A 25,221-nucleotide genomic window follows, 5' to 3' on the forward strand; every position below is an offset into this window, starting at 1 on the left:
CTCCGGGTTGACTCCCGTCCGCCGGGCACCTGTTGGCGTCACCCGAGTGGCGCCGTCCGACCGGGCCGGCTCCGCTTCGCCGCCGAACCCCCGGGCGGCCGTCGCCGGACCCGGACGGCGAGGCGTACCCGGGGCGCACCGGGGTTCGTGACCGCTCCCGTCCGGTAGCGCACGCCCCCCATCGGCGGAACCCTGGGTACGAGACCGGGAGGCACCGGGCCCGGTGCCGGAATCGCGGAGGCGCACATGCGGCGGACGGACCAGGCGGACCACGGCCCGCCGACCGGCCACGGCCCGCTCCGCTACGCACCCACCCTGCCCGGTACGGGCCAGCCCGTACCGGAGGGAACGGCCCGTGCCCTCGCCGCCGCCGTGCACGGGCCCGCCGAACCGGTCGGCGGCGGCCCCGGGCTGCGCGACGCGGCGTGCGGGTACTGGGCACGGCGCGGGCTCGCGGTCCGGCCGCACCAGGTCGCCGCCGCTCCCGGCGGGGCCGTGCTGCTGCTCGCCCTGGCCGCCGCGCTGGGCGGTGACGTCCTGGTGCCGCGCCCCTGCGCCGCCTGGTGGATCCCCGAGGCCCGGCTGCTGGGGCGCACCGCGTACCCGGTGCCGACTCCGGCGGAGTGCGGCGGGGTCCCCGACCCGTACGCGCTGCTGGAGACGGTGCGGCGGGTGCGCGCCGAGGGCGGCGACCCCCGGCTGCTCGTGCTCGCCGTCGCGGACGACCCCACCGGTACGGTCGCCCCGCCCGAGGTGCTCCACGAGGCCGTCGAGGCCGCCGCCGGGGCGGGACTGCACATCGTCAGCGACGAGACCTGGCGGGACACCGTCCACCCCGGTCCGGACGGCCCGGGGCCCGTGCTGGCCCCTCCCGCCGGGATGCTGCCGGACGGGGTGACCGTGCTGATCGACCTGGCCGGCGCGTTGTTGCCCGGTGCGTGGCCCGCCGCGGTCGCCCGGTTCCCCGCCACCGACCGGGGCGCGGCCCTCCACGACCTGGTGCTGGACGTCCTCGCGGGCACCGGGGCGTTCCTCGCGACACCCGTCGCCGCCGCGGCGGCGCACGCGCTCACCGAGCCGGCCGAGGCCACGGCCCGGGGTTCCGCCGTCGCCCGGGTCCACGGCGTGCTCGCCGCCGCCGTGCACCGGGAGCTGCGGCGGGCGGGCGCCCTGGCGCTGCCGCCCCGCGCCGGACGGCAGCTGTACGCGGACCTCGGGCCGCTGCGCGCGGCGCTCACCGCCCGCGGCGTCGGCGACGCCCAGGAACTGGAGGACCACCTCACCGGGCTGCTCGGCACGCCCGTCCCCGGCGGGCACCGCTTCGGCGACGACCTGGGCGCGCTACGGGTCCGCCTCCCCACCGAGCCCTTCCTCGGCGCCACCGCCCCGGAGCGGGCCGCGACCCTCGCCGCCGCCGAACCGCTGGCCGAACCCCCGGTACGGGAGGCACTCACGAGCTTCGCGGCGGTCCTGGACGGCCTGCTCACCGACACCCGGCGAAGGGAGCCGCCCCGATGACCGCCCCCCAGACCCGGCCGACCCGGCCGACGGGGCGGCCCGATGCCGATGACCCCCCGCGGCCGGCAACCGGCTCCACCGCACCGACGACCGCGCCCCGTCCGGCCCCCGACACGGTCCCGTCCGCGCCGCGCCAACTGTGGCCCGCGTCCTTCGCCGACCGGCTCACCGCTCCGCTGCCCGGACTGCGGGGCCTGGCCCGGTTCGCCCGCGAGGGCGCCCTGCGACCCGGTCCCGAAGCGCTCCGGGACATCCCGGCACTGCCGTACGACCCCGGGCCGCTGCCCCGCACCGACGCCCGGACGGTCGCCGTCACCTGGGTCGGGCACGCCAGTTGGGTGGTGCGGATCGGCGGGCTGACCGTACTCACCGACCCCGTCTGGTCCCGCCGCATCCTCGGCACCCCCGCGCGGGTGACCCCCGTCGGGGTGGCCTGGGACGCGCTGCCGCCCGTCGACGCCGTCGTCATCAGCCACAACCACTACGACCACCTGGACGCCCCCACCCTGCGCCGGCTGCCCCGCGACACCCCCGTACTGGTCCCCGCGGGCCTCGGCCGCTGGTTCCACCGGCGGCGGTTCAGCCGGGTCACGGAACTCGACTGGTGGCAGGGCACCGCGCTGGGCGGGGTCCGCTTCGACTTCGTGCCCGCGCACCACTGGTCCAAGCGCACCCTCCTCGACACCTGTCGCAGCCTGTGGGGCGGCTGGATGCTCACCGACGCGCACGGGCGGCGGGTCTACTTCGCCGGGGACAGCGGATACGGTCACTGGTTCGGTCGGATCGGCCGCCGCTATCCGGGCATCGACCTGGCGCTGCTGCCGATCGGCGCCTACGCACCCCGCTGGTGGCTGCGGGACGTGCACTGCGACCCGGAGGAGGCCGTCCGGGCCGCGCGCGACCTCGGGGCCCGACGGATGGCCCCCATGCACTGGGCGACCTTCCTGCTCTCGGCCGAACCCGTCCTCGAACCCCTCACCCGGGTACGGGCCGCCTGGCGCGCGGCCGGACTCGACCGGGACGACCTGTGGGACCTCCCCGTCGGCGGCAGCCGGCTGCTGCCCGCGGGCTGACGCCCCCCTGCCGGTGGTCAGCCCGGAGTGGACCGGGGACCGCGCAGCCGCCGCCACAGGGCGGGCACCGCACTCAGCAGCAGGGTCAGCCCCACCGCCGTGGCGACTCCCTCCCAGGGCTCCGCGAACAGCGCCCCGCCGAGGATGCCGATCAGTTGGTACGTCACCGCCCAGGCCAGGGCGGCCGGTACGGCGCCCCGGGCGAACCGGCGCAGCGGCCACTCGGCCATCAGACAGGCGAGCATCACCGGGACGCGGCCCGCGGGGACCAGCCGGGACAGCACCAGGACCGTCACCCCGTGGTCCCGGAGCCCCTGTTGCGCCCGCTCCAGCCGGTCCGCGGGGGCGTGCGCGCGGATCGCCGCGAGCCAGCGCGAACCGCCCTTGGACCGTATGCCGCGCTGACCCAGCCAGTAGAGCGCGAGGTCCCCGGTGAGCGCCGCCAGGGCGGCCACCGCGAAGACCGCGAGCAGGGCGAACGGCACGGTCTGGTGGAAGGCGACGACCGCCGCCGAACTCACCAGGGCGCCCGTCGGCACCACCGGCACCAGCGCACCGATCAGCACCAGCAGGAACAGCGACGGATAACCGAGGGCCTGCTGGGTGGACTCGGGAGGCACCGCGGAAGCGGCCAGCCAGTTCACCGGTCGACCTCCGGCCGGACGCTCTCGCCGTGCCCGAGCAGGTGCACCGCCACCTCGGGCGCGCGGGCGGCGGTCAGCCGCACGAACTCGTCGCCGGGGGAGTAGAACTCGTGGGGGCGCACCCCGTCCATGCCGATCGGCCAGTAGGTGCCGAAGTGCACCGGCACCGCGCAACCCGGCGCCAACCGGGCCGCCGCCTCCGCCGCCCGGCCCGCGTCCAGGTGCCCGTGCCCGAGGAACGGTCCCCAGCCGCCGACCGGCAACAGGGCCACGTCCACCCGCCCCACCTCGGCGGCCATCCCCTCGAACAGGCCCGTGTCCCCCGCGAAGTAGGTGCGGGCCTCGCCGCTCACCACGAAACCCAGCGCCGGGATGTGCCGGGGACCCACCGGCAGGCGCCGCCCGTCGTGCGCGGCGGTGACCGCCCGCACCACCAGATCGCCGTGCGTGGCCTCCTCGCCCGGTCCCATCTCGGTGATCCGCAACCCGGTGAGCCGGCGCAGCGCCGGTACCGCCCGCCGGGCACCGCGCGGCACCACGACCCGGGTACCGGGCGGCAGCGCGGCGAGCGACGGCACGTGCAGGTGGTCGGCGTGCAGATGCGAGACGAGCACCAGATCGGCCGCCCGCGCACGCTCCGTGGGAAGGGCGCCGCGGCGCCGCCGCAGGTGCGCCAGGCGCCGGGCGAACAGCGGATCGGTGAGCACCCGGGTCCCCGAGTCCTCGACCGTGCAGGTGGCGTGCCCCCACCAGGTGATCTCCACCGGCACCGCTTTTCCTCCTCCGCGCGACTCCCCCCGAGCCTACGGGCAGCGATAGGGTCGACGCCCGAACGATGACGTGAGGGGCACCCCATGAATGGCGGCGTTGGCGGCCTTGGCGGCGACGGCGGCGACGGCTGCGAGGGGGCCGGCGAGGCACCGGGCACGGTCCGGGTCGCGGCGATCGCGAGCCTCACCCCGCTGGAGGAACTGGACGCCGAGCCGTTCCTGGTGGACTCCCGCAGCCAGTACGCGATGTGCGCCCGCTGGGCCGCCGCCCAGGGGTACGTCATCACCAGCGAACTCCTCGTGCACGCGCTCCGGCACGACCACTGCGCGCTGTGGGTGGACGTGGACGAGGGCCAGGTCGACCTGTTCGTGGCTCCGAGCCGTCGGGTCCTGGAGCGGGCGCTCAGTTCGGTGGACGCGTTCACCGAGGAGTGCGCCCGGCGCGGGGTGCGCGTGGAGACGGTCGGCAGCGAGGAACCCGCCTACAACGCCGAGATGAAGGCCCGGGTGCACCGCAGGCTGTCGATGCCGACCGCGGGCTACGACGGCCGCTGACCCTGGCCGGGGGCGCGTCCGTACGCGGGGCTCAGTCTGTGCCGAACCGTTCCCGCGCGGCGCCCCGCAACCGTGCTCCGGGAACCTTGCGCCCGAAGGCGACGAGCAGGAGTTCCTGGGCCGGGCCCACCAGCTCGGGACCCGTACCGAAGGACCAGTCGAGGTCGTCGGCGACGAGCCGCACCCCGGTGAGGTCCGCGCCGAAGAACCGCCCCGACTTGACCGTCACCCGTTCCAGCAGGGGACGCAGCCGCTGGTGCGGCACCTCGCGGTCCAGCCCCAGGGCCACCGTGATGTCCAGACCGTGCACCACGTCGTGGCCGAGCGCCGCCGCGATCCCGCCGACCGGGGGACGCCACGGATGGCGGGCGTGGTCGCGCAGGGCCGCCGCGAGCTGGGGGGTCCCGAGCGCCGCCGCGTCCGCGCGGGCCCGGCGGTCCGTCATCCGGTGCAGACCGCCCCGGGCGCGGACCAGCTCCCACAGCACCCGGGGCAGCGGATACCGGAAGCCCAGCGACATGTGCGCCGCGACCTCCCGCACCCGCCACCCCGCGCACAGGGAGGGGGCGTCCCACTGCTCGGGGTGCAGCGTGTCCAAGAGGTCGGCCAGCTCCCCGCGCTCGGCAGCGATGGCGTCCCTGACGAAGTCGTCGTCCGTGCGTTCACCCATGCCCCGAGCATGATCGCCACCATCCCATAAGTCCAAGAGCGAAAAGTGCTGCCAGCTAGCACCGATGCTTATGGGGTGGTGGGGTGTGGAGGGCTCGCGGACCGGCGTGCGCACCAGGAGCAGGGCGCACCCACCCCTTCTATCGCGCCCCCGTACGCCGGACGGCTCCCCATCACGGATGTGCAAGGCTGGAACGCAGAACCAAGAGCGCGTGAGGCGGGTGGAACGGCGAGTGGCCACGACACGATGGCGGAGGATCATCAGTGCCGCATGGCGCTCGATCACCGTGTGGGCGGTCAGCACGCTCACCATGCTCGTCCTCGCCGGCATCCTGCCGGACTTCCGCCTCCAGTCACCCGACGGCGACAGCGCCACCCGCATAGCGATCACCGCAGCACTCGGCGCCGGAGCGTTCGGCCTGCTGAGCGCCGTGGTCTGGCCCCTGCTGGTGCGCACCCTGCTGCTCGTCCCGGCCCTCGTCCTCGGTCTGCTGGTCTTCTTCCTGAACGGCTCCCTGCTGCTCCTCGCGATGCGCCTCAACCCGGCGGGCCGGGGCGAGGTCGCACCGGAGACCGCCGTGGTCGTCGCCGCGGTGATGTCCGCGGTCGCCTCGGCGACCGGCGCGGCCCTCGCGGTCCGCGACGACGACGCCTACCGCCGCCGGCTCTCCCGGTTGGCCGACCGGCGCCGCCGCCGCGACCCTGACCCCGGATGCCCACGCACCCCGGGCACGGTGTTCCTCCAACTCGACGGCGTCGGCCACGACGTCCTGCTCTCCGCGGTCGGCAAGGGACTGATGCCCACGATCGCCGCCTGGCTCGGCGCCCCCGACGGCCCGGACCGCTCCGCCGGCTCCGGCGGCTCCGATCGCTCCGATCGCGAGGCCCCGTCGCCCCCCACCCACCGCCTCAGCCCCTGGCGCACCGACTGGTCCAGTCAGACCGGGGCGAGCCAACTGGGCATCCTGCACGGCAGCAACCACGACGTCCCCGCCTTCCGCTGGTACGAGAAGGACACCGGCGAGGTGATGGTGTGCAACCGTCCCACCAGCGCCGCCGAACTCCAGCGCCGGGCCGTCCGACGCACCGGCGACGGCGGCCTGCTCACCGTCGACGGCGCCAGCCGCGGGAACCTGTTCAGCGGTGGCGCCGACCAACTCGCGCTGGTGCTGTCCGTCTCGGCGCGCCGGGGCCCGCAGAACCGTTCCCGCGCGGGCTACTTCGCGTACTTCAGCGATCCGGCGAACGCGGTGCGCACCGCCCTGTCCTTCGTCGCGGAGGTCGCCCGGGAGCTGGGCCAGTCCACGTACGCACGGCTGCGCCGGCACCGACCGCGGGTCTCCCGGGGCGGGCTGTACCCCCTGATCCGGGCGTTCGCGACGGTCGTGGAGCGCGATGTGGTGGTCGCCGCCGTGATCGGCGACATGCTCGCCGGCCGCGGCGCGGTCTACGCGGACCTGGTCGCCTACGACGAGGTCGCCCACCACTCCGGTCCCCGCGGTCACGACACGGAACGCGTGCTGATGCGCCTCGACCGCTCCCTCGCCCTGCTCGCGAAGGTCGCCGACCACGCCCCGCGCCCCTACCGGATCGTGGTCCTGTCCGACCACGGGCAGAGCCCCGGGGAAACGTTCCTCGGGCGTTATGGCCTCACGCTCGCCAACCTGGTGCGGGCGGGCTGCGGCCTGCCCGTGCCCCGGCGCGCGGGCCGCACCCACAGCGGGGCCGAGGCCAGGGCCGCCGTCCGCGCCGCCCTGCACCGCCCCGTCGAGGAGACCCGCGTCCCGGCCACCCCGGCGCGCGGCTCCGAACCCGTCGTCCTGGCCTCCGGGAACCTGGGACTGATCTCGTTCCCCGACGTGCCGCACCGGATGACCCGCCAGGAGATCGACCGCCGCCACCCCGCGCTGCTGTCCACGCTGGCCAACCACCCCGGGATCGGGTTCCTGCTGGTCGCCGACGAGGTGCACGGCGGGGTGGTGCTCGGCGCGCGCGGCGTCGAGGTCCCGCTGGCCGATCTGGACCACGATCTTGGCCCGCTCGCCGAGTTCGGGCCCGGCGCCGCGCGGGCGGTCCGCCGCACCCACTCCTTCCCGCACGTCGCGGACGTCATGGTGAACTCCTGGTACGACCCCGTGGACGGCGAGGTCCTCGCCTTCGAGGAGCAGATCGGTTCGCACGGCGGCCTCGGCGGTAGCCAGAACCTCCCGTTCCTGCTGTCGCCGCTCGACCTGCCGGATGCGCTCGCCGAGCACGGGGAGCTCGTCGGTGCGGAGCAGTTGCACGAGCTGTTCCGTTGTTGGCTCGGTGCTGCGGAAGGTCCCCAGGTGCCGGTTTCGCTCACGCACCCTGGGCGTACGCGGGCGGGTACGGTTCGCCGCGCGTAGGCGGTTCCTGCGCGGGTGCGCGGTGGTCACCCGCGCAGGAAGGATGCCAAACACCCTAGCGCCCCACACAAGAGAAGCGCCCCGTCCGGCTTGGCCGAACGGGGCTTGCTTGCTGTCCGCGGAAGCTACTGGGTGGCCCCGTGCCTCACGGCGCAGTCAGGGCACGCGTACTGAGTCGTGACGGGCCCGCTGTTTCGCCACAGCGCCCCTACGGCGACCGGCGCGGCGGTTTCCGTGGCGCAGTGGACGCACAGGGCACGGAACGGGACACGGGGCTCCCCTTGTACCGCGCGCCGGTACACATCGGGGGTCACATCCCCACCCCCGTCACCTGGTGCACGCCCGACGTAGCAACGTAGGCATACTCAATGCCCATCGCCGCAAGGCCGAGCGCGATGCGCCGTTGGCGTTGCTGCGCTACTTCGTCTGCTTCTCGTGAGGCTTCCTGCCGTGCCCGTTCCTCCGCCCGCTTGATGTGCTGAATCACAGGGGTTCGCACGGGCGGGATCTCAGGTAGGTGCGCAGCGTGCCCGGGGATGCGTTCAAACGGGTCCCGGAGGCCGACGAGGGACACTGTGATGCGGTCAGGCGTGGGGGCGGGGCGGGTCGGCTCCGGGACACGGTGGCGGCCCCGAGCGGGGAAGAGCAGCCGGAGCACCCATGCCAGGGCGCGGGCTATAAGGTTTCGCATACGTCGGTCAGCTCCCAAAAGCTGTCTTTGGCGGAGCCCCGGCGGACCGGTCGCAACGGTCTGTCGGGGCGTTTCTTTTGTGCTCCGTACGACGTTAGACCAACTCCTCTAAGTCCTCTACTCCTACACCCACCTAAGTCGCGTGGTCGGTGGCCCGATGTCTACGCTCGGGTCATGCCTGAGACTCCGAGCGATCCGCACCGCACTCGTGCCCCGTACATGCGGGTGCTGGACGCGTTGACCGCAGAGATAGAGGCGGGGACGTACGGGCCAGGTGATCGAATCCCCTCGGAATCCGAGTTGTCCGCAACACATGGGGTAGCCCCGATGACCGCACGGCGGGCGGTGAAGGAACTTCGGGAACGGGGTCTCGTCTACACCGAGTGGGGCAAGGGCTCTTTCGTGCTGGACGCTGGCAAGGGCGACCAGGGCGACGTGTAGCTAGCCACTCAGGTGGTCGACCATTTCCCACGTGTGCCCGAGGGGGTGCCCGGCGGGCAGCGTGCACGGCAACCGCTCGTCGCGGGCGAGGGTGCTGTCTGACGCTTCGCACGGCGGGGCGATTAGGTACGTGCAGGAGTCAGCCCACGTGGCCCACACCTGAGCAGCGGGGTCGTGTCCAACTTCGCTGACGTAGTCGACATGGGGGCCCTGGTGCCCCCGGGCAAGTTCACACACGAGCTGGTCATACAGCTCTGACGCCGAGGGTTCCCGCTGGTCCATGGCTATGTCAGCCCAGGGTGCTCGGGATACGGCGTTGCAGTGGTACATGATCAGGTCTCCGGGTGAAGAGGCGAGGGAGCCCCGCCCATGTGCCACGGGAGGAACACACGGGCGGGGCGTGGCACCCTCACCGTTCGCAAGGAACGGCATCCTGCACAAGGGTGCGGACCGGGGTTGGTCGTACCGGGTGCCTCACGCCCCCATGGTCGCCTCCCACCGGCCACGGGATAGATGAATGACACCGTCCGGTGTGATGCGTACCTGAGCGCCGTACAGGGGCAACCCGCCCTCGGCCAGCAACCGGGTTCGGATGCGTTCCACTGCGTCCCACAAACGCCGTGGTCCGCCCTGGTGCACAGTGGGCGAGTCGGTCCACTCGGCGGACGCACGGGCCCATGATCCGTCCGGATGGACGAGATAGGCGGTGCGCGTCCGTCCGCTGGTCTGGTACCCGGTTTCCACACCGGGCATGGTGACTTCCAGCATGGAACGCACTTCCCACGCTGCTGACACGTCCACCACGGGATACCGGCCCGTTCCGGTATCGTCCCCGTCCGCTTCCCGGGCGAGGGCGAACACCTTGACGAGTGCGGGCGGATAGTCGAGGCCGGACCGGGTGAGCATGAACCCGGCCATGTCCCGCTCAACCACGCCGATCACGTCCCCGTTGGCGTGCTTCCACCCGGTGATGATCAGAGACGTACGGCCGAGCGTGGTTGCGAGCCGTCCGCCTTCGCGGAGTGCGCCGAGCATCGGCCGGAGCCCCGGACCAGCGGGCATCCCGACAGTCGCAATGATCCGGTCATACGTCCCCGGAATCTCCGCCGTGGCATCCAACGAGAGGAAACGGGGCCGGAACCCCATCGGTGCCAGACGTTCGGCTGCCGCATCGGTCAGATAGGGGTCTACGTCCACGCTGGTCACATGGTCACTGCCGAGCCGGTGAGCGGCATACGCAGTCAACCCCCCCGCCCCGGTGCCGAGGTCCAGCAGATCGTGCCCTTTCCCGAGCCGTCCGTGGCGCAGCATCCGCACAACCAGACTGGGCAGTGTTGCCGAGGACGTAGGCAGCCCCTCGGCCTGGTCGCCGGGGTCGGCGTGGTCGGCATGACGCGCCCCGACTCGGGTGATCAGCGACCGGTCCGAGTAGGCCGCTTGCATCCACGCGTCGTGGCTGTCCGCTCCGATACGAAGAGACCAACCGCCGTGTTCGTTCCGCTCCCACCAACGCGGGACCAGCTCATGACGGGCGGTCCTTGCGACCGGTGCGACCCATCGTGAATCCGGATCGGTCACCTTGTCCGCGAGACGTTCGGCGTGTTGCTGCCAATCCATGCCGGACCTTTCTTAGTAGGCGGGACCGCACGCTTCCGTGTTGGCAGGGTCGCAGTCGCCGGAGTCATCCGGCGAGCAAGCGGCCCGGGGAGCAGGAATCCTCGCGCTGAGGGATGACCACTCTTCCCCGTTGAGCAACTCGGCGAGACTGGTTGCCCGGACGTTGCCACACGGGAAGTCCCGGGCGAGCACGCAGCCGGCGAGATCACCGTTCGGAAGTACGGCAGCCCGTCCACGGGTGCACCGGCCGCACATCTCGTCCAGCGTCGGCCTCGTTCCGGGCAGCATGGCGCGACCGACCGCACGCACCCGGTCCGTGTTGATCCGCTGCACTCCCATGGACTCCAGCTCGGCACGCGCTTCAGCGACGCGCTGCCCATCGAGTACGTCCACGATCCCGACGTACAGCGGGATCTCACGCCGCATCACTTCCTCGATGTTGGCGCGGGTCCGGTGGTAGCTACCGGGCTTGCCGGTGATCTTGTCGTGTTCGGCGGGGGTGTCGCTGTAGTAGCTGGTCGCCAGGGTCACCCCGCGCCGTTCGAACGTGTCCCACCAGGACGCAGCCACGTTGAACAGGTTGGAGTACACCTGGACGTCCAGTCCGAGGAACAGCGCGTGGTCGACGAACACCCGCCACTGCGGGTGAACGGTAGGTTCCCCTCCAATGAGTTGGATGCGCGGGATGCCCAGTGCAGCGGCGTCCGTGATCACTCGGCGCCAGTCAGCGGGGGTCATAGCGCCGTGCGAAGCCTGCGGGCTGGACTCCGACAGGCAGTGTGAGCAAGTGAGTTGGCACTTTCCGGTGATCTCCAGTTCGAGCATGGCGATACCGGGCAGCGCGCGGGCGGGCGGTTCGATGGCCAGCGTCATTGCGTCTCTCCGAGAGTCGGTGTCGGATCGGTTCGGTACGGCGGTGCTGGTGGTGCCCGCCCCTGCCGGGGTCCGCCGTGGGGGACACGGAATCGGAGGTCCCGGCAGGAACGGAGATCAGGGGCCCCGGCCGCCGGGGCGGGGTGGCGGTGGCGACCGGGGCCAGGGGCGGGCAATGCCTGCCCCTCTTCCCGCAGGCCCATGTGTTCGGCACCGGCCCGCGAGGGGTACCGCTCCGCATGTTCTCCCCGGTGCCGTGCGGCACCGCCACACGGAGCGGGGGTATGGGGGTGGCCCGCCCAACCCAACCCCAGCAAGGGCTAGGCGGGCCACCGGTTGCCGCCCCGCATGATGAACCCGCGTTACGAAAGTGGCCGGGTATTCAGGGGGCGGACGTTCTCAGGGCTGGTACAGGACCAGCAGTGCCAGCAGGGTTGACGTGCAGAGGAATCCCAAGAGAAAGAACAGAGCGGCCAAGTACGGACCGAGCCTCACGTGGTCACTCCTTTGATGGTGCGCGGGTCGACGTCCTCGGGCGGGTCCCACTGAACGGTGTCGAACAGGACCCGGTCGTAGCGTCGGTGGCCGGTCCGGCGCAGGTGCTCTTCAGCCCACGTGAGCACACCGTCCGGCGTCCGCTGCTCCGCGGGTGAGGTGGCGCCGCACTGCGGGGTCCCCGACACGCACTGGATGTGCGCGCCGACCCCCCAGAACTCCAACCGTCTCAACGTCCAAGTGACGTGCCGGAACAGCCTGCTCACCCCCACGCCGAACCCCCGTACCTGCTACGGGTGTTGACCTCGGTCAGCGCGGGCCGCAACTGGTCCGTCACGGTGGCCGGACGAACGTCCTCGTACAGCGCGTCCCACTCAACTCCACCCCGGGGCGGCCGAAGGGAGTAGCGCCCGGAGGTGTCCGTAGCCATGACCACGCCGAGGGCTCGTTTGCGGGTGTCGTACGCAAGTTCACCAACACCAAGTTGGGGCATCGGTTCCGCTACGTTCTCCCGGGACACGGCAACTCCTCTCCGTAGTGCGATGACTACCGGGGTGAGTCAGAGTGGACTACGTTCGTGGCGTTGTTCAACTGTTGCAGACTGGTTGTTTCATAGGAGTGATCATGGTTAACCGCCGGGAACTAGACCCTGACAGCGGCCCCGGGGCGGCGTTCGGGGCACGTCTACGCAGGTTGCGGGACGGGAAGGGTTGGACTCAGGCGGAACTAGGGAAGCTGCTTAAGTGCACCGGATCGCACGTTTCCGCGGTTGAAATTGGTCGTCGTTCGCCAACTCGCCGTTTCGCAACACGGGTTGACGGGGTCTTCGGGACCGGAGACATGTTCGAGCGCCTGAGTCTCGCTGTGCGACAGACGGCACTTCTGGAGGGGTTCCAGGACTACCTAGGGCACGAATCGAGAGCGGCAGAGTTCAGGCTGTACGAGGTGGGAGTTATCCCGGGGTTGCTTCAAACGCCGGAGTATGCAGCAGCACTTGGGGATAGCGCCGTGAGGCGAGGTGTCGCGTTGCGCGAACAAGCTGACGAACGGGTCGACCTTGTTGCTCAGCGCCAAGCGTCCTTGGCCCGTACCCCACCCCCAACGATCTTCGTGGTCCTTGACGAGAGTTGCCTTCTTAGGCCTGTCGGAGATGACACCTTGATGGACGCACAGTTCACGCGTCTACTGGAGTTCGCGGAGCGACCCAACACTGTGCTTCAGGTTGCTCCGTTCAGCATTGGGGACCGTCGTCCGATGACGCTGCCGGTAACGATCCTGACCATGCCGGATCGGACGCTCATGTCCTACGCGGAGTCTGCGAATAGGGGCGACCTTGAGCGGGACACTGCATCAGTGTTGCCCATCTTGACGGACTACCATCAACTTCAGGCCGAAGCACTGTCCCGACCTGCATCTTTGGCCATGATCCGGCAGTTACGAAAGGGCACCCCGTGACGACCAAGTGGTTCAAATCATCATTCAGCGAGAACGGTGGTCAGTGCGTCGAGTGGGCCCCCGTGCACGCGGTCGCAACAGGCATCGTTCGCGTCCGGGATAGCAAGAACCCGAACGGCCCGGTGCTGAACGTGTCCGTCCCCGCGTTCGCCAGACTGGTCACCCTCGCTCGGTCCGCGAACCTGTAGTAGCGCACGACCCCGAACCCCGCCGTTCTACTCTCCGGAACGGCGGGGCTCTTGCGCTTGGAGCCTTCAAGTAGTCGAACGCCCTCTCCCTCGACTAGTTGTAGGGCCGGATAGCTATCCGGCCTGAGCCACTGCGCGGTAGCTGCCGCTCCCCCGCAACCGTGGCCGGTGGTGCGGTCGCCTCGCGTGCCGTACCCCGGGACGGCGTGGGTACGGTGCCCGGCCCCGCGTGCGCCTGGCGCCCGGCGTCGTCACCGGGGCTGCCCACCCCCCTCTCCCCGCTGCCTGGTCTACAGGATTTGGGCTCCAGCCGCGGACGGCTGCCGGGGTGTCACGTATACCGCTCAGCGATGCCGGTCTGAGCCGCAATCCGCAGGCATGTCGGCCGTGGCACGTCCGGGCTGGAGGCGAGAGTCCATGGTGAGCCTCCGGGGGCGCGGGCGGGGTCGCGGTGGGTGAGGCTGGGTTTCGGCGTCGGAACGATCGGCGCGGGCATGCCAGACGGCCGGTCGGGACGAACGCGAACCTCTTCTGCTCCAGTGGGGGTGGCGTGTCCGCCGTGGCGTCCGTCGAGACCGGCCGCAGGCCGCAGCTCGGTGGGGCGCCTGACGGCGGGGCGCCGTAGGCGCCCCCTTGAGGAAGTGGAGAAGGTTTACGCAGATCGCCTCCCGTGGCGGGGCCCAGGCAGGGCGAACCCGTCGCTGAGCACCGTGGACGTTGCGAACCCGTTCAGCTCCTCACACACCGGGGCCCCCGGCGCTGGCTGCCCGGGTAGGCGATCAGGACGGACCGGCCGCCCCCATGGCCAACTGCGTGCTTCTTCGGCAGGGCTCCGCCTGCGGTCACGTGCTCTGCCGGCACCACCGCGAACCCTGCGGCCCGGCGGTGGCTAACGATCTTGGCGAGGTCCGGCGGCAATGTGCTGTTAAGCATCCGTCCCGAGCGCACCCCCAGGGAGAGCGCACGTCCGCCAGGACGTACCCCCAGGGGCGCGGGGAACTGCGCGAACGGCCACGACGCACCCGCAGGAAACATATTCAGCTGCGGCGGACCCAGCGGGCCCGCAAACTGGGCACCGTCCGCGCCCCGAGCCCAGGAGCCCCGCGTGCAGCCCGCCGTGACCGTCACCCCCGCCCGGATACCCGAACTGCTGCTCGGCCTCGCAACGGTGCGCCCCGTGTTCCTGTGGGGAGCGCCCGGCATCGGCAAGTCCTCGCTGGTACGGGAGTTCGCCCGGTCCCTGGGGCTGGAGTGCGTGAGCCTGCTCGGCACCCAACTCGCCCCCGAGGACTTGATCGGCGTCCCGCAGATCCGCAACGGACGGTCCGTGTTCTGCCCGCCCGAGGCCATCGCCCGCGACGAGCCGTACTGCCTCTTCCTGGACGAACTCAACGCCTCGACGCCCGACGTGCAGAAGGCGTTCTACTCGCTGATCCTCGACCGCCGGATCGGCAGCTACGAACTGCCCGAGGGATCCATCGTCATCGGCGCGGGAAACCGGGCCACCGACAACGCGCTGGCCCGCCCCATGGCGTCCGCCCTGCTGAACCGGCTCACCCACGTCCACCTCCAGGCGTCCGCGACGGACTGGCTGGCCTGGGCCGCGGCCCACGGCATCCACTCCTGGGTGCTCGACCACCTCACCGACCGCCCCGACCACCTGTGGTCCGCGCCGCCGAAGACCGAGGAGCCGTTCTCCACTCCCCGCTCCTGGCACATGCTCTCCGACGCCCTGCACTCCTTCGGGCCCGCCCTCGACGAGGACACCCTGAAGGTCATCGCCCACGGCACGCTCTCCCCGGCGCACGCCGTCGCGTTCTGCGGCTATGTGAAGATCGTCCGGCATGCGTACGGCATCGACGCCATCCTCAAGGGCGACGCCTCCTGGCCGCGCGGGCAGGCCGACCGCGACCTCCTCTACTACCTCGCCGAGGCGTTCCGGGGACGGCTCGTCAAGGAGCTGCCCGCGAGCAAGGAGCACGTGTCGGAGGCGGGCCGCCAGACCGCGTACCGGGCCAAGACGCTGCTGGTGCAGTTGGCGGAGATCTCCGTGGAGGTCGCCCAGGCCGTCATCGCCGACGACGCCGAGGGACAGCCCGTGCTGCCCGCCTGGTTCCTGATCGAGGCGGCCCGCGACATGCCGCGGCTGGTGGAGGCCCGACGGTGAGCCGCCGCGGCGCGGACCGCAAGGGCAAGGCCGCCGCGGACCCGGCCGCCGAGGCGTTCACCGCCGGGCTGCGCCTGGCCCTGGGCAATCCCGCGCTGGGCGCCCTGGAGCCGACCGTGTGCCGGAGCAAGGAGTGCCGCGACCACCCCGAGCACGGGCTGTGCCGCATCGACTCCTCGGGCACCCTCCACGTCCACCCGACCCGGCGCGCCGAACCCGCCGACTGGGCCTGGGCCGTCGCCCACTGCGTGATCCACCTCGGGTTCGGCCACGTACCGGCGGCGACCGGCAGCCGGGTCCAGCCCGACCGCTTCGACCTGGCGGCCCGCTGCGCGGTGGTCAACCGCTTCCAGGAGACGTTCCCCTGCGGGCGCGCCCCCGACGACCTCCCCGCGAGCTGGCCCGGCGGCGACGAAGAGCAACTCGCCGCCCGCTGGCGGCGCGACGGCCTGCCCGCGGCGTACGAGCACTGCGGCACCGGCGGTGGCGCTCCCGACCAGCTCCTGGTCCCCTGGCCCGACCACTCCTGGCAGCCGGGGCCCACCGACTGGCGGGAGGCGTTCGCCCGGGCCCTCACCCGTGGGGTGTCCGTCGCCATGGACGTGGCGGGCGGGCACCGGACCTCCTTCACCGACCCGGACCCCGTGGTCCGTCCCTGGCACCGGGCGCTCAACTGGTTCGTCTCCTCCTACCCGTTGCTCGGCGGGATCGCCGCCGGGATGACCGTCGTCGCGGACGCCGAACTCGCCCGCACCCATGACATCGCGATCGCCGCCGTCAACGCGACGGCGGGCGAGGTCTACGTGAACCCGCTGACGCACCTGACCGAGGAGCAGTGGCGGTTCGTCCTCGCCCACGAGATGCTGCACGCCGCCCTGCGGCACGGCGACCGCATCGGCGGGCGGGACCCGTACCTCTTCAACGTGGCCGCCGACTACGTCGTCAACGGCTGGCTGCGCGACATGGACGTCGGTGAGATGCCCGAGGGGCTGCTGTACGACGCCGACCTCGCGGGCCTGTCGGCCGAGGAGGTCTACGACCGGATCGCCGGGGACCTGCGGCGGCTGCGGCGGCTGTCGACGCTGCGAGGCAGGGGCCGCGGGGACGTGCTCGGCGAGCCGCTGGGCCGCGGTCCCGGTGACTACGTGGACCTCGACGGGTTCTACCGGCGCGCCCTGGTCCAGGGCTTCGACCTGCACGGGTACCAGGACCGGGGGCTGCTGCCCGCCGGGCTCGTCGAGGAGATCCGGGCGCTGAGCCACCCGCCGCTGCCCTGGGACGCCCGGCTCGCCCGCTGGTTCGACGTGTTCGTGTCCCGCCCGGAGCCGGTGCGCAGCTTCGCCCGCCCGTCCCGCCGACAGGCGTCCACCCCCGACATCCCGCGGGCGGGCCGCTGGTACCCGCCGGAGGAGGTCGCCCGCTGCACCTTCGGGGTCGTCCTCGACACCTCGGGGTCCATGAGCCGGGTCCTGCTGGGCAAGGCGCTGGGCGCCATCGCCTCGTACGCCGCGGCCCGCGACGTCCCCGCCGCGCGGGTGGTGTTCTGCGATGCGGCCCCGCACGACGCCGGGTACCTGCCCGTCGAGGAGATCGCCGGCCGGGTCCGGGTCACCGGGCGCGGCGGAACCGCCCTCCAACCGGCCGTCGACCTGCTCGGCCGGGCCCGGGACTTCCCCGCGAGCGCGCCCCTGCTGATCATCACGGACGCCCGGTGCGAGGTGCTGCGGGTCCGGCGCGAACACGCCTACCTGATTCCGCAGGGCGCGGGCCTCCCGTTCCGGCCGGGCGGACCGGTCTTCCGGGTCCGTTGAACGGTCGGGTGCGCGTCCGGCCCCCGGAATGTGATCGGATGGGGGTACGGGGGTCCCGGCGACGGGGCCTCAGATGACCGTCAGGAAGGGCACTAACGTGGCAACCACGCGCTCCGCGCACACCGTGTGGGAAGGCAATCTGCTCCAGGGGAACGGCGTCGTCACCTTCGACTCCTCCGGCATCGGCCAGCAGCCGGTGTCGTGGCCGTCCCGCTCCGAGCAGGCGAACGGCAAGACCAGCCCCGAGGAACTGATCGCCGCGGCGCACTCCAGCTGCTTCTCGATGGCGCTCTCGCACGGCCTGGCCGGTGCGGGCACCCCGCCCACCAAGCTGGTGACCTCGGCGGACGTGACCTTCCAGCCGGGCGAGGGCATCACCGGCATCCACCTCACGGTGGAGGGCGAGGTCGAGGGCGTCGACGAGGAGACCTTCGTCGCCGCGGCCGAGAACGCCAAGAAGAACTGCCCGGTGAGCCAGGCGCTCACCGGCACGACGATCACCCTCTCGGCCAAGCTGGCCTGACCGGACGGCGGTGCCGTGACCCGGCCGGGCCACGGCACCGCCCCCGGACCCCGCGGGGGGTCAGTGGACGGTGAACCCGGCGTACCCGTCCCGGGCCACCGCGTCGCACCGTTCCCGGTACACGTCGGCGCCGCCGGGGTACGCGAGGAACCCGCGCGGCTTTCCCGGCACGTTCGCGCCCGTGTACCGGGCCGCCTCGTAGCGGGCGTCGCGTTCCTCGGCCGTCACCTCCAGCGCCGAGCGGGTCGGCACGGCGAGCACGGAGCCGCTCTTGGAACACCGCGGGGCGACCCGGAACTCCGGGTACTCGGCCTTGCGCGCGGTGACTTCCGCGCCGGTCGGCGGCCGGTTCGGCGTGGGCAGCGCGTAGACCGGGGTGCGCGGGAACACCGTCAGCTCCGCGGCCCGCCGGGCGATCAGCGGGACGCACTGCACCGCGGAGGCCCCGGTGTCGATCACCGCGAGCTGGCGGCCGGCGAACTCCCCGACTCCCGACACCTCCGGCCCCTTGGGCGCGGTGGAGCAGCCCGAGGCCATGATCAGGAACCGGGAGGTGGGCGGCGCGGTGACGGCGGCGGTGGACATGGCTCTCCTGGACGACGGGGATCGCCGCGGAACCGCCATTCCGCACACGGGGTCGCCGTCGATGCTGCGCCCGGAGCGGCCCCGGGCGCCACCGACCGCACGGGATCGGCGTGAATACCCCCCCGGTGTTGACCGGATCACTGCGCTCGGGGTGCCCGGGGGCCGTTCGTCACCTATCCGGGCACGGTGGGGGAGGACTCGCGATGGCGTCCACCGACCGGCAGGCTCCCGTCCGTGGTGCCGTCGGAGGCGCCCCGCATCCGCACCGCGCGCAGCAGGAGGAAGACCGGCAGGGCGAACGGTGACAGGAGGATGGCGAAGACCAGCAACGGGCCGGTGACCCAGGGGCTGATCTTCAGGCGGCGGGCCTCCAGGAAGATCCACTGTCCGATCAACAGGTCCCAGGCGATGATCTGCGCCCAGACGGCTCCCGCACCGTCGGCGAGCGCGGTCAGCTCGTGCATCCCCTCCAGGGTCGGCGAAGTGACGAGGGCCCACAGCTCGGGCAGGACCGGCAGGACGAGCACCGTGTAGACGACGAGGATCGGCAGCGCCGTCAGCGGCGAGGACGCGACACGCACCGTCACGCTCCAGCGAGGAGCGAAGATCATCAGCAGCCAGACGGGGGTGGCGCACCAGAAGGCGAGGTCGAACAGAAGGTCCGTCATGCCGAAGTCTCCTCGTGGGTGCGCCCGTTCCGCTGCGGGGCGGTCGGGTCGGGTGGGGTGTCGGTCGCCCCGGGGCGGGTGCGGGGCGTGGAGCCGAGCGAGACGCCGACGGCGAGGGCGGCGCCCAGGACGACGGCGGCACCGACCGCGAGGGTGGCGGTGTCGGGTTCCAGGAGCGGTTGGCCGCGCAGCGCCTGCCAGGTGATCAGAACCAGGACCGCCGCGTACGTGCCCGAGGCGGCGAACACCAGCCGCAGCCGCACGGTTTCGTCCCGTAGCCGGGGCAGGTGAGGCGCGAGGGCCACCAGGGCGAGCAGCAGCAGTGGCAGCACCTGGAGGGCGTGCATCCCGACGAAGTGCGGGATGCGGAGGTCGCCGCCGGTGGTGGACCAACCGGTGAGGGGCATCGACGGTCCGCCGTCGGGCACGCCCACGCTGTGCGCTCCGACGACGTCGACCGGACCGTTCTCCGCAGCGGCCCGCTGTTCCGGGGTGGGTTGGGGCATCAGGAAGCCGAGGGCGGCACCGATCACGGCGAGCAGGGAACCGAAGCGCAGGGTCCAGGCGGCGGCGCGGTCCTCGATGCGGGAGCGGAAGAGCAGGACGGCGATGGTCACCGCGCCCGTCCACAGCACGACGATGGTGACGGCCATGATGTCGTAGAGGGCGGCGTCGAAGGGGGTCTCGCGGTTGAAGTGGCTGATCTTCCCGCGGAAGACCTGGCCGATGATGATCACCATCTCGACGGCGCCGGCCGCGGCGACGACGGTACCGGCCCACCAGGCGAGCCGGTGGGCGCGGGTGGCGAGGGAGAGCGTCCACGCCAGGGAGAGCGCGTACATCATCAGCGAGAGCGAGAACTTGAAGGGCTTGAACCAGATGGGGGAGCCCGTGAGGGTGCGGTCGTCGACGAGGAGGCCGACCGCGGAGCCGATGCCCGTCACGATCATCAATGCGGCGAAGAGGAGCAGGGGGCGGTGCCAGGAGCGCCAGGAAGACATGGAGGATCCCGTTCGATGGATAGTAGCGCTATCCGCTATCTGTCGGGGACACTCTCTAGGATGGGGGGTGTGAGACGCAAGGGCGGAAGGGCGGGCGGGTCGTGCGCATCGGCGAGCTGAGCAGGAGGACCGGGGTCCCGGTGCCGACGATCAAGTACTACGTGCGGGAAGGGCTGCTCCCCGGCGGCGAGTTGACCAGTCGCAACCAGGCCGACTACGGGGACGCCCATGAACACCGGCTACGGCTGATCCGGGCGCTGCTGGACGTCGGTGGGCTGCGCATCGCGGCCATCCGGGACGTCCTGGCGGCGGTCGACGACCCCGGCCGGTCGGTGCACAGCGTCCTGGGCGCCGCCTCCGACCTGCTGGTGCAACGACTGCCCACGGGTGACGGACAGGCCGACGACGACGGAGTGCTCACGGCGGCCCGCCGTCAGGTGGACGAACTGATCGCCCGCCGGGGCTGGTTGGTCTACGACGACTGCCCGGGCCTCGAAGCTCTCGCCGCCGCCCTGGCGGCGCTGCAACGCGTGGGGCTCGGCGATTTCACGGCCGTACTCGACGACTACGCCGGGGCCGCCGAACTGGTCGCCCGGGCGGACCTCGACTTCGTGGCGACCCGGGGCGTGCTCGACGAACTGGTGGAGAGCGTCATCGTCGGCACCGTCATGGGCGACGCGATGTTCGCGGCGCTGCGCAACCTGGCGCAGATCGACCGTTCCACCCGCCAGTACGGGGGCGGAACCACCTGAGCTGCGGGTCTGCCGCGCCCGGGGGCGGCCCCCGCTAGGCGGGGTGGTGCTGCGCGCCCGCCTCGCACCGGTCGGCGTCGAGGGCCTCCGCCTCCGCGCGGAACGCCTGCTCCTTCGCCTGCGCCCGGTAGCCGTCGCGGGCCTCCCGCAGGATCTCCCGGGTGCGGTCGGTGGAGGCGGCCTGGGCCGACATGTGGTCCAGGACCTCCAGGTGGTTGGCCACCTCGATCTGCGAGTCGAGGTACAGCGCCCCGGTCAGGAACTCGCAGTACACCATGTCCGGCAACTCCGCCTGGGCGAACCGGAACAGGGAGAAGGGCCCGTACGTTCCCGGGTGGGGTCCGTTGTGGAACTCGGCGATCTGGAGGGTGAGCCCGGGGGCGCGGGCGGCGGTGAGCAGCCGGTCCATCTGCTCGGCCATCACCTCGGGTCCCGCCACCGGACGGCGCAGCACCGTCTCGTCCATGATGATCCACAGATGCGGGGCGTCCGGCTTGGCCAGCAACTGCTGGCGGTCGATGCGCAGCTCGACGTGGCGCTCCACCTCTTCGGGGCGGGTGTGCCCGATGGTGCCCGCCGTCATGACCTCACGCGCGTAGTGGTCGGTCTGGAGGATGCCCGGCACGAAGTGCGGCTCGTACGACCTGATGAGCCGCGCCTCGGCCTCCAGGCTGACGTAGAGGCTGAACCACTCGGGCAGGACGTCGTGGTACCGCTGCCACCAGCCCGGCTGGTTGGCCTCCTCGACGAGGGACAGGAAGCCGTCGACCTCCTCCGCGGACGCCCCGTACATGCCCAGCAGCACGTGCACGTAGGGCACCTTCAACGCCACCTCGGCGGTCTCCATCCGCCGGACGGTGGCCGCGGTGACCCGCAGTTCGGCCGCCGCCTGCTCGCGGGTCAGCTCCTTGGCCTCCCGCAGTTCCTTGAGCCGCTTGCCGAGGACGACCTGTCCGACGGTCGGCGCGGCGCGCCTTTCACTCACGTCACGCCTCCCCACGTGCCGAACAAACGTGAGCAGTGTGTCATGTCGTGGCTACGCGGCGGGGCCAGTCCGTCGTTCACAGGGAAAGTGACGTTCCGGTGACGCGCCCGGCGTCGGGTGGGAACCGGGCGTTCGGGAAGAGAACAGACGGACTACGGCCCTGGGTGGTGGCGTAAGTCACACGAACCCGTCCGGTCGGCGGGGAACGCCCTCGAAAGGTGACGCCCCGTCAATCCTCCAGCGACCGGAGGTAGTCGGAGGTGGCCCGGTCTGCCGGGAGGAACGTCTCGATCGCCAGCTCCGCGACCGTCACGTCCATGGGGGTGTTGAAGGTCGAGATCGACGACACGAACGACAGCACCCGACCGTCGTGCTCCACCTGCATCGGCAGTGCGAAGTACGGATGGGTGGCCCCGTGCGCCGCCGGTACGCCCTCGTTGAGCACCGGATACGCGGCCACCTCCTCGTACAGGTTCCGCAGGGCCGGCGACCGGTCGAGCGCGATCTGACGCTCCATCTGCTCCAACAGGTGCCCGCGCCACTCGCGGAGGTTGCGGATGCGCGGGGCGACGCCCTCCGGGTGCAGGATCAGCCGCATCGCGTTCAACGGCGGGACCAACAGGCGCTCCGGAACCCCGGCGAGCAGCATCGTGATGCCCCGGTTCGCCGCGATCACGTCGTACGTGGCGTCGACCACCAGCGCCGGATACGGCTCGTAGCCGGTCAGCAGTCGCTCCAGTCCCTCGCGCAGACCGTCCAACGCCGGATCGTCCATCGACGTCTCCGGGAACCGCGGCGCGTAACCCGCCGCCAGCAGCAGCGCATTGCGCTCGCGCACCGGGACGTCCAGATGGTCCGCCAGGCGCAGGATCAGCTCCTCGCTCGGACGGGAACGCCCCGTCTCCACGAAGCTGATGTGACGCGCCGACGACCCCGCGCGCAGTGCCAGTTCCAGCTGGCTCACCCGCTGCCGCTCCCGCCAGTCGCGCAACAGTGGGCCCACGCCGCGCGCTGCCGGGGAGCCGGGGGAGTCGCTACGGAGGGACCGGGGCGCGGCGGGCAGTGCGGTAGTCATGCTCCGAAGGTAGACGACGGGCGCGCCCGGTGAGTGACCAGATGGGCCGCTGTGGCCGCACCTGTGACCCCTTCGGCAAGGAGGAGTCGCATCATTTGGTGGGGAAACGGGCGGTAGTGGCGCGATCACGCCAGAGTGTGCGGCGTGCGGCCGTCCCCGCCGAACCCGAGGGTGGGTGGGCGCCCCGAGCGCCGAGCCGGGCAGCCCCCGCAGGAAGCAGATTTGCCGGATCGGCAACGGGAGTGGCTCCGCAACGCTCCCCGCGCGCACCCTGACCGTACGGCGGGCGCCACTGTGGGCGCACCGCCGCCCGCGCACCCAACGGAAGGCGGACCCATGCCGCACGCACCGCACCGGCACGGCCCTGCGAACCAGCACGGCGGACACCACCACGCCCACACCATGGACTGGACGGAGCTCGCCCCGCACCTCGAACGGGAGGGCGAGACGGCCGCGCCCCAGTACCGCGAGATCGCCCGCTGGATCGCCGCCTCCCACCCCGCGCCGGACCGGATCCTCGACGTGGGCAGCGGCCCCGGAGTCGTCTCCTGCCTCCTCGCCGAGGAGTTCCCGGACGCCGTGGTCAGCGCCGTCGACCCCGAGGAGTTCCTGCTCGCCCGCGCCCGGGAGCGTGCAGAGCGCGCCGGACTCGCGGAGCGGGTCCGGACCCACCGGGCACAGCTCCCGGACGGCCTCGGCGACCTGGAACCCGCCGGACTGGTCTGGCTCGGCCGGTCGCTGCACCACGTGGGGGACCAGCGGGCCGCGCTCGCCGCGATCGCGCAGCGGGTCGCGCCGGGCGGAGTCGTCGCCCTGCTGGAGGGCGGGCTGCCCACGCGCGTACTGCCCCGGGACGTCGGATTCGGGCGCCCCGGTCTCTGGAGCCGCATCGACGCCGCCGAACAGGACCGCTTCTCCGCGATGCGGGCCGAACTGCCCGGCTCCATCCGGGAGACCGAGGACTGGGCCGCACTGCTGGCCGCCACCGGGCTGAAGCACAGCGCCAGCCGCACCTTCCTCCTCGACCGGCCCGCCCCGCTGTCCGACGGCGACCGGGAGTTCGTGATCGACACCGTCCGACGCCGTCGCGAGATGGTGACCGACGTCCTCGACGCGGACGACCTGGCCACCCTCGACCGGCTCCTCGACCCCGACGCCCCCGAGGGGCTGGCCCGACGGCCGGACGCCTTCCTGCTGTCGGCGCAGACCGTGCACACGGCCGTCGCCGCGCCCGCCTGACGCACGGAACCCGCCCCGGGGCACCTGAACCCGGGGCGGGAGTACGGGCCGCGGCGCGCCGCTGAGGGCGCCGGACGGCTCAGGTCACGTTGAAGTCGGCCGGGTCCGGACCCAACCGGCGGTCCTCGTTCAGCGCGCCGATCGCCGCGACGTCCTCCGTGTCCAGTTCGAAGTCGTACACGTCGATGTTCTCGACGATCCGGGACGGGGTCACCGACTTCGGGATCACCACGTTCCCCAGCTGGACGTGCCAGCGCAGCACCACCTGCGCGGGGGTGCGCCCGTGCTTCTGCGCGATCGCGACGATCGCCGGCACGTCGAGCAACCCCTTGCCCTGGCCCAGCGGCGACCACGCCTCCGTGGCGATGCCCTGCTCCGCGTGGAACTCCCGGGCGGCCCGCTGCTGGAGCCTCGGGTGCAATTCGATCTGGTTGACGGCCGGGATCACCGACGTGGCGTCGAGCAACTGCTCCAGGTGCTCCGGGAGGAAGTTCGACACGCCGATGGACGTGGCCCGCCCGTCCGCATGGATCTTCTCGAACGCCTTGTAGGTGTCGACCGCCTTGCCCAGGGCCGGGGCCGGCCAGTGGATCAGGTACAGGTCCACGTACTCCAGGCCCAGCCGTTCCAGGGAGGCGTCGAACGCGCGCAGCGTCGCGTCGTACCCCTGCTCGCTGGTCCAGAGCTTCGTGGTGACGAACAGGTCCTTGCGGGCGATGCCCGAGGAAGCGAGGGCCCGGCCCGTACCCTCCTCGTTCCCGTAGACCGCGGCGGTGTCCACACTGCGGTACCCGGCCTGAAGGGCCGTGGCCACCGCCCGCTCGGCCTCGTCGTCCGGCACCTGCCAGACACCGAACCCCAGCTGGGGCATCTCGACGCCGTTGTTCAGGATGATCGGGGGGACCTTGCTGCTCACGGATTCTCGATCCTTCGCGTCGTGGGTGTTCGCTGGCGCGTACGGGCTGTCCTTCCATCGTGAACGATCACGTCCGCCGGCGCATTCCGTTCGCCGGGCCGCATTCCCGTTCCCGGGGTGCCC

The 25,221-nt window shown here is 72.1% G+C and carries 25 protein-coding genes; 12 read left to right on the forward strand and 13 right to left on the reverse strand.

The window, feature by feature from the left end; genetic code table 11:
• Nucleotides 1–246: 246 nt before the first annotated feature.
• Together ACFV88_RS15950 and ACFV88_RS15955 are read left to right on the forward strand one after the other, a co-directional pair.
• Nucleotides 247–1,518 (forward strand): aminotransferase class I/II-fold pyridoxal phosphate-dependent enzyme, encoded by a 1,272-nt coding sequence (locus ACFV88_RS15950; RefSeq protein WP_385491067.1) that lies wholly within the window; start codon nucleotides 247–249, stop codon nucleotides 1,516–1,518.
• Complete coding sequence (locus ACFV88_RS15955; protein WP_385491070.1) at nucleotides 1,515–2,591, forward strand: MBL fold metallo-hydrolase; 1,077 nt, start codon at nucleotides 1,515–1,517, stop codon at nucleotides 2,589–2,591. The genes ACFV88_RS15950 and ACFV88_RS15955 overlap by 4 nt, the downstream gene beginning before the upstream one ends.
• Before the next feature lie 17 nt (nucleotides 2,592–2,608).
• On the opposite strand, the gene ACFV88_RS15960 is transcribed toward ACFV88_RS15955, so the two are convergent.
• Nucleotides 2,609–3,235: a DedA family protein gene (locus ACFV88_RS15960; protein ID WP_385491072.1), complete on the reverse strand. Its 627-nt coding sequence runs from the start codon at nucleotides 3,233–3,235 to the stop codon at nucleotides 2,609–2,611.
• On the reverse strand, nucleotides 3,232–4,005 hold the full coding sequence (locus ACFV88_RS15965; RefSeq protein ID WP_385491075.1) for an MBL fold metallo-hydrolase: 774 nt from the start codon (nucleotides 4,003–4,005) through the stop codon (nucleotides 3,232–3,234). Before ACFV88_RS15965 ends, ACFV88_RS15960 begins: the two co-directional genes overlap by 4 nt.
• Nucleotides 4,006–4,089: 84 nt before the next feature.
• Between ACFV88_RS15965 and ACFV88_RS15970 the strand changes: the two genes are divergently transcribed.
• Entirely contained in the window at nucleotides 4,090–4,560 is a 471-nt protein-coding gene (locus ACFV88_RS15970; RefSeq protein ID WP_385491078.1) for a hypothetical protein, read from the forward strand.
• 31 nt (nucleotides 4,561–4,591) lie between these two features.
• Here ACFV88_RS15970 and ACFV88_RS15975 read toward each other — a convergent pair whose 3' ends face one another.
• Nucleotides 4,592–5,230, reverse strand: a complete 639-nt coding sequence (locus ACFV88_RS15975) for a maleylpyruvate isomerase family mycothiol-dependent enzyme (protein ID WP_385491080.1) — start codon at nucleotides 5,228–5,230, stop codon at nucleotides 4,592–4,594.
• A gap of 178 nt (nucleotides 5,231–5,408) precedes the next feature.
• Between ACFV88_RS15975 and ACFV88_RS15980 the strand changes: the two genes are divergently transcribed.
• Both ACFV88_RS15980 and ACFV88_RS15985 read left to right on the forward strand, forming a co-directional pair.
• The gene (locus ACFV88_RS15980) at nucleotides 5,409–7,616 is read left to right on the forward strand and encodes a phage holin family protein (RefSeq protein WP_385491081.1); all 2,208 of its coding nucleotides are present in this window, start codon (nucleotides 5,409–5,411) and stop codon (nucleotides 7,614–7,616) included.
• A gap of 865 nt (nucleotides 7,617–8,481) precedes the next feature.
• A complete protein-coding gene (locus tag ACFV88_RS15985) occupies nucleotides 8,482–8,748 on the forward strand; it encodes a GntR family transcriptional regulator (protein WP_385491083.1) in 267 nt (88 codons plus the stop codon).
• A 474-nt stretch (nucleotides 8,749–9,222) separates the two neighbouring features.
• Here ACFV88_RS15985 and ACFV88_RS15990 read toward each other — a convergent pair whose 3' ends face one another.
• The 4 genes from ACFV88_RS15990 to ACFV88_RS16005 all read right to left on the reverse strand — a co-directional run bounded on the left by ACFV88_RS15990 (nucleotide 9,223) and on the right by ACFV88_RS16005 (nucleotide 12,253).
• Nucleotides 9,223–10,365, reverse strand: a complete 1,143-nt coding sequence (locus ACFV88_RS15990; RefSeq protein ID WP_385491085.1) for a methyltransferase domain-containing protein — start codon at nucleotides 10,363–10,365, stop codon at nucleotides 9,223–9,225.
• A 12-nt stretch (nucleotides 10,366–10,377) separates the two neighbouring features.
• The gene (locus ACFV88_RS15995) at nucleotides 10,378–11,238 is read right to left on the reverse strand and encodes a radical SAM protein (RefSeq protein WP_385491087.1); all 861 of its coding nucleotides are present in this window, start codon (nucleotides 11,236–11,238) and stop codon (nucleotides 10,378–10,380) included.
• A 491-nt stretch (nucleotides 11,239–11,729) separates the two neighbouring features.
• On the reverse strand, nucleotides 11,730–11,999 hold the full coding sequence (locus tag ACFV88_RS16000; RefSeq protein WP_385491090.1) for a hypothetical protein: 270 nt from the start codon (nucleotides 11,997–11,999) through the stop codon (nucleotides 11,730–11,732).
• Entirely contained in the window at nucleotides 11,996–12,253 is a 258-nt protein-coding gene (locus ACFV88_RS16005) for a hypothetical protein (protein WP_385491093.1), read from the reverse strand. The genes ACFV88_RS16000 and ACFV88_RS16005 overlap by 4 nt, the downstream gene beginning before the upstream one ends.
• A 104-nt stretch (nucleotides 12,254–12,357) precedes the next feature.
• On the opposite strand from ACFV88_RS16005, the gene ACFV88_RS16010 reads away from it, so the two are divergent.
• The 5 genes from ACFV88_RS16010 to ACFV88_RS16030 all read left to right on the forward strand — a co-directional run bounded on the left by ACFV88_RS16010 (nucleotide 12,358) and on the right by ACFV88_RS16030 (nucleotide 17,877).
• Complete coding sequence (locus ACFV88_RS16010; RefSeq protein WP_385491232.1) at nucleotides 12,358–13,188, forward strand: Scr1 family TA system antitoxin-like transcriptional regulator; 831 nt, start codon at nucleotides 12,358–12,360, stop codon at nucleotides 13,186–13,188.
• On the forward strand, nucleotides 13,185–13,376 hold the full coding sequence (locus ACFV88_RS16015; protein WP_385491096.1) for a DUF397 domain-containing protein: 192 nt from the start codon (nucleotides 13,185–13,187) through the stop codon (nucleotides 13,374–13,376). The genes ACFV88_RS16010 and ACFV88_RS16015 overlap by 4 nt, the downstream gene beginning before the upstream one ends.
• Nucleotides 13,377–14,481: 1,105 nt before the next feature.
• Complete coding sequence (locus ACFV88_RS16020) at nucleotides 14,482–15,543, forward strand: ATP-binding protein (RefSeq protein ID WP_385491098.1); 1,062 nt, start codon at nucleotides 14,482–14,484, stop codon at nucleotides 15,541–15,543.
• Nucleotides 15,540–17,354, forward strand: coding sequence for a hypothetical protein (locus tag ACFV88_RS16025; RefSeq protein ID WP_385491101.1), 1,815 nt, complete (start codon nucleotides 15,540–15,542; stop codon nucleotides 17,352–17,354). Before ACFV88_RS16020 ends, ACFV88_RS16025 begins: the two co-directional genes overlap by 4 nt.
• 97 nt (nucleotides 17,355–17,451) lie before the next feature.
• Nucleotides 17,452–17,877, forward strand: a complete 426-nt coding sequence (locus ACFV88_RS16030) for an OsmC family peroxiredoxin (protein WP_385491104.1) — start codon at nucleotides 17,452–17,454, stop codon at nucleotides 17,875–17,877.
• A gap of 60 nt (nucleotides 17,878–17,937) precedes the next feature.
• Here ACFV88_RS16030 and ACFV88_RS16035 read toward each other — a convergent pair whose 3' ends face one another.
• The 3 genes from ACFV88_RS16035 to ACFV88_RS16045 form a co-directional block, all read right to left on the reverse strand.
• Complete coding sequence (locus ACFV88_RS16035; protein ID WP_385491107.1) at nucleotides 17,938–18,462, reverse strand: hypothetical protein; 525 nt, start codon at nucleotides 18,460–18,462, stop codon at nucleotides 17,938–17,940.
• A gap of 173 nt (nucleotides 18,463–18,635) precedes the next feature.
• Nucleotides 18,636–19,130 carry an ABA4-like family protein gene (locus ACFV88_RS16040; protein ID WP_385491110.1) on the reverse strand — a complete coding sequence of 165 codons (495 nt, stop codon included), beginning with the start codon at nucleotides 19,128–19,130 and terminating at the stop codon, nucleotides 18,636–18,638.
• Entirely contained in the window at nucleotides 19,127–20,131 is a 1,005-nt protein-coding gene (locus tag ACFV88_RS16045; RefSeq protein WP_385491113.1) for a hypothetical protein, read from the reverse strand. The genes ACFV88_RS16040 and ACFV88_RS16045 overlap by 4 nt, the downstream gene beginning before the upstream one ends.
• A 101-nt stretch (nucleotides 20,132–20,232) precedes the next feature.
• Here ACFV88_RS16045 and ACFV88_RS16050 point away from each other — a divergent pair, with 101 nt between their 5' ends.
• Nucleotides 20,233–20,883 (forward strand): MerR family transcriptional regulator, encoded by a 651-nt coding sequence (locus tag ACFV88_RS16050; protein ID WP_385491115.1) that lies wholly within the window; start codon nucleotides 20,233–20,235, stop codon nucleotides 20,881–20,883.
• Between the two features lie 34 nt (nucleotides 20,884–20,917).
• On the opposite strand, the gene ACFV88_RS16055 is transcribed toward ACFV88_RS16050, so the two are convergent.
• Both ACFV88_RS16055 and ACFV88_RS16060 read right to left on the reverse strand, forming a co-directional pair.
• A complete protein-coding gene (locus tag ACFV88_RS16055; RefSeq protein ID WP_385491117.1) occupies nucleotides 20,918–21,868 on the reverse strand; it encodes a helix-turn-helix domain-containing protein in 951 nt (316 codons plus the stop codon).
• 229 nt (nucleotides 21,869–22,097) lie between these two features.
• A complete protein-coding gene (locus tag ACFV88_RS16060) occupies nucleotides 22,098–22,943 on the reverse strand; it encodes a helix-turn-helix domain-containing protein (protein WP_385491119.1) in 846 nt (281 codons plus the stop codon).
• 336 nt (nucleotides 22,944–23,279) lie between these two features.
• On the opposite strand from ACFV88_RS16060, the gene ACFV88_RS16065 reads away from it, so the two are divergent.
• On the forward strand, nucleotides 23,280–24,182 hold the full coding sequence (locus ACFV88_RS16065; protein WP_385491121.1) for a class I SAM-dependent methyltransferase: 903 nt from the start codon (nucleotides 23,280–23,282) through the stop codon (nucleotides 24,180–24,182).
• A gap of 79 nt (nucleotides 24,183–24,261) precedes the next feature.
• On the opposite strand, the gene ACFV88_RS16070 is transcribed toward ACFV88_RS16065, so the two are convergent.
• Nucleotides 24,262–25,098, reverse strand: a complete 837-nt coding sequence (locus ACFV88_RS16070; protein ID WP_385491123.1) for an aldo/keto reductase — start codon at nucleotides 25,096–25,098, stop codon at nucleotides 24,262–24,264.
• Nucleotides 25,099–25,221 lie beyond the last annotated feature (123 nt).

It is taken from the genome of Streptomyces sp. NPDC059816 (assembly GCF_042732055.1).
Classification (GTDB): Bacteria; Actinomycetota; Actinomycetes; order Streptomycetales; family Streptomycetaceae; genus Streptomyces.

Bases quoted from the DNA above. Each gene is read 5' to 3' on its own strand.
- ACFV88_RS16060 (WP_385491119.1), bottom strand. From the start codon at position 22,943: ATGACTACCGCACTGCCCGCCGCGCCCCGGTCCCTCCGTAGCGACTCC.
- ACFV88_RS16010 (WP_385491232.1), top strand. From the start codon at position 12,358: ATGGTTAACCGCCGGGAACTAGACCCTGACAGCGGCCCCGGGGCGGCG.
- ACFV88_RS16065 (WP_385491121.1), top strand. From the start codon at position 23,280: ATGCCGCACGCACCGCACCGGCACGGCCCTGCGAACCAGCACGGCGGA.
- ACFV88_RS15955 (WP_385491070.1), top strand. From the start codon at position 1,515: ATGACCGCCCCCCAGACCCGGCCGACCCGGCCGACGGGGCGGCCCGAT.
- ACFV88_RS15995 (WP_385491087.1), bottom strand. From the start codon at position 11,238: ATGACGCTGGCCATCGAACCGCCCGCCCGCGCGCTGCCCGGTATCGCC.
- ACFV88_RS16045 (WP_385491113.1), bottom strand. From the start codon at position 20,131: ATGTCTTCCTGGCGCTCCTGGCACCGCCCCCTGCTCCTCTTCGCCGCA.
- ACFV88_RS16040 (WP_385491110.1), bottom strand. From the start codon at position 19,130: ATGACGGACCTTCTGTTCGACCTCGCCTTCTGGTGCGCCACCCCCGTC.
- ACFV88_RS15975 (WP_385491080.1), bottom strand. From the start codon at position 5,230: ATGGGTGAACGCACGGACGACGACTTCGTCAGGGACGCCATCGCTGCC.
- ACFV88_RS15950 (WP_385491067.1), top strand. From the start codon at position 247: ATGCGGCGGACGGACCAGGCGGACCACGGCCCGCCGACCGGCCACGGC.
- ACFV88_RS15980 (WP_385491081.1), top strand. From the start codon at position 5,409: ATGTGCAAGGCTGGAACGCAGAACCAAGAGCGCGTGAGGCGGGTGGAA.
- ACFV88_RS15990 (WP_385491085.1), bottom strand. From the start codon at position 10,365: ATGGATTGGCAGCAACACGCCGAACGTCTCGCGGACAAGGTGACCGAT.
- ACFV88_RS16035 (WP_385491107.1), bottom strand. From the start codon at position 18,462: ATGTCCACCGCCGCCGTCACCGCGCCGCCCACCTCCCGGTTCCTGATC.
- ACFV88_RS15970 (WP_385491078.1), top strand. From the start codon at position 4,090: ATGAATGGCGGCGTTGGCGGCCTTGGCGGCGACGGCGGCGACGGCTGC.
- ACFV88_RS15985 (WP_385491083.1), top strand. From the start codon at position 8,482: ATGCCTGAGACTCCGAGCGATCCGCACCGCACTCGTGCCCCGTACATG.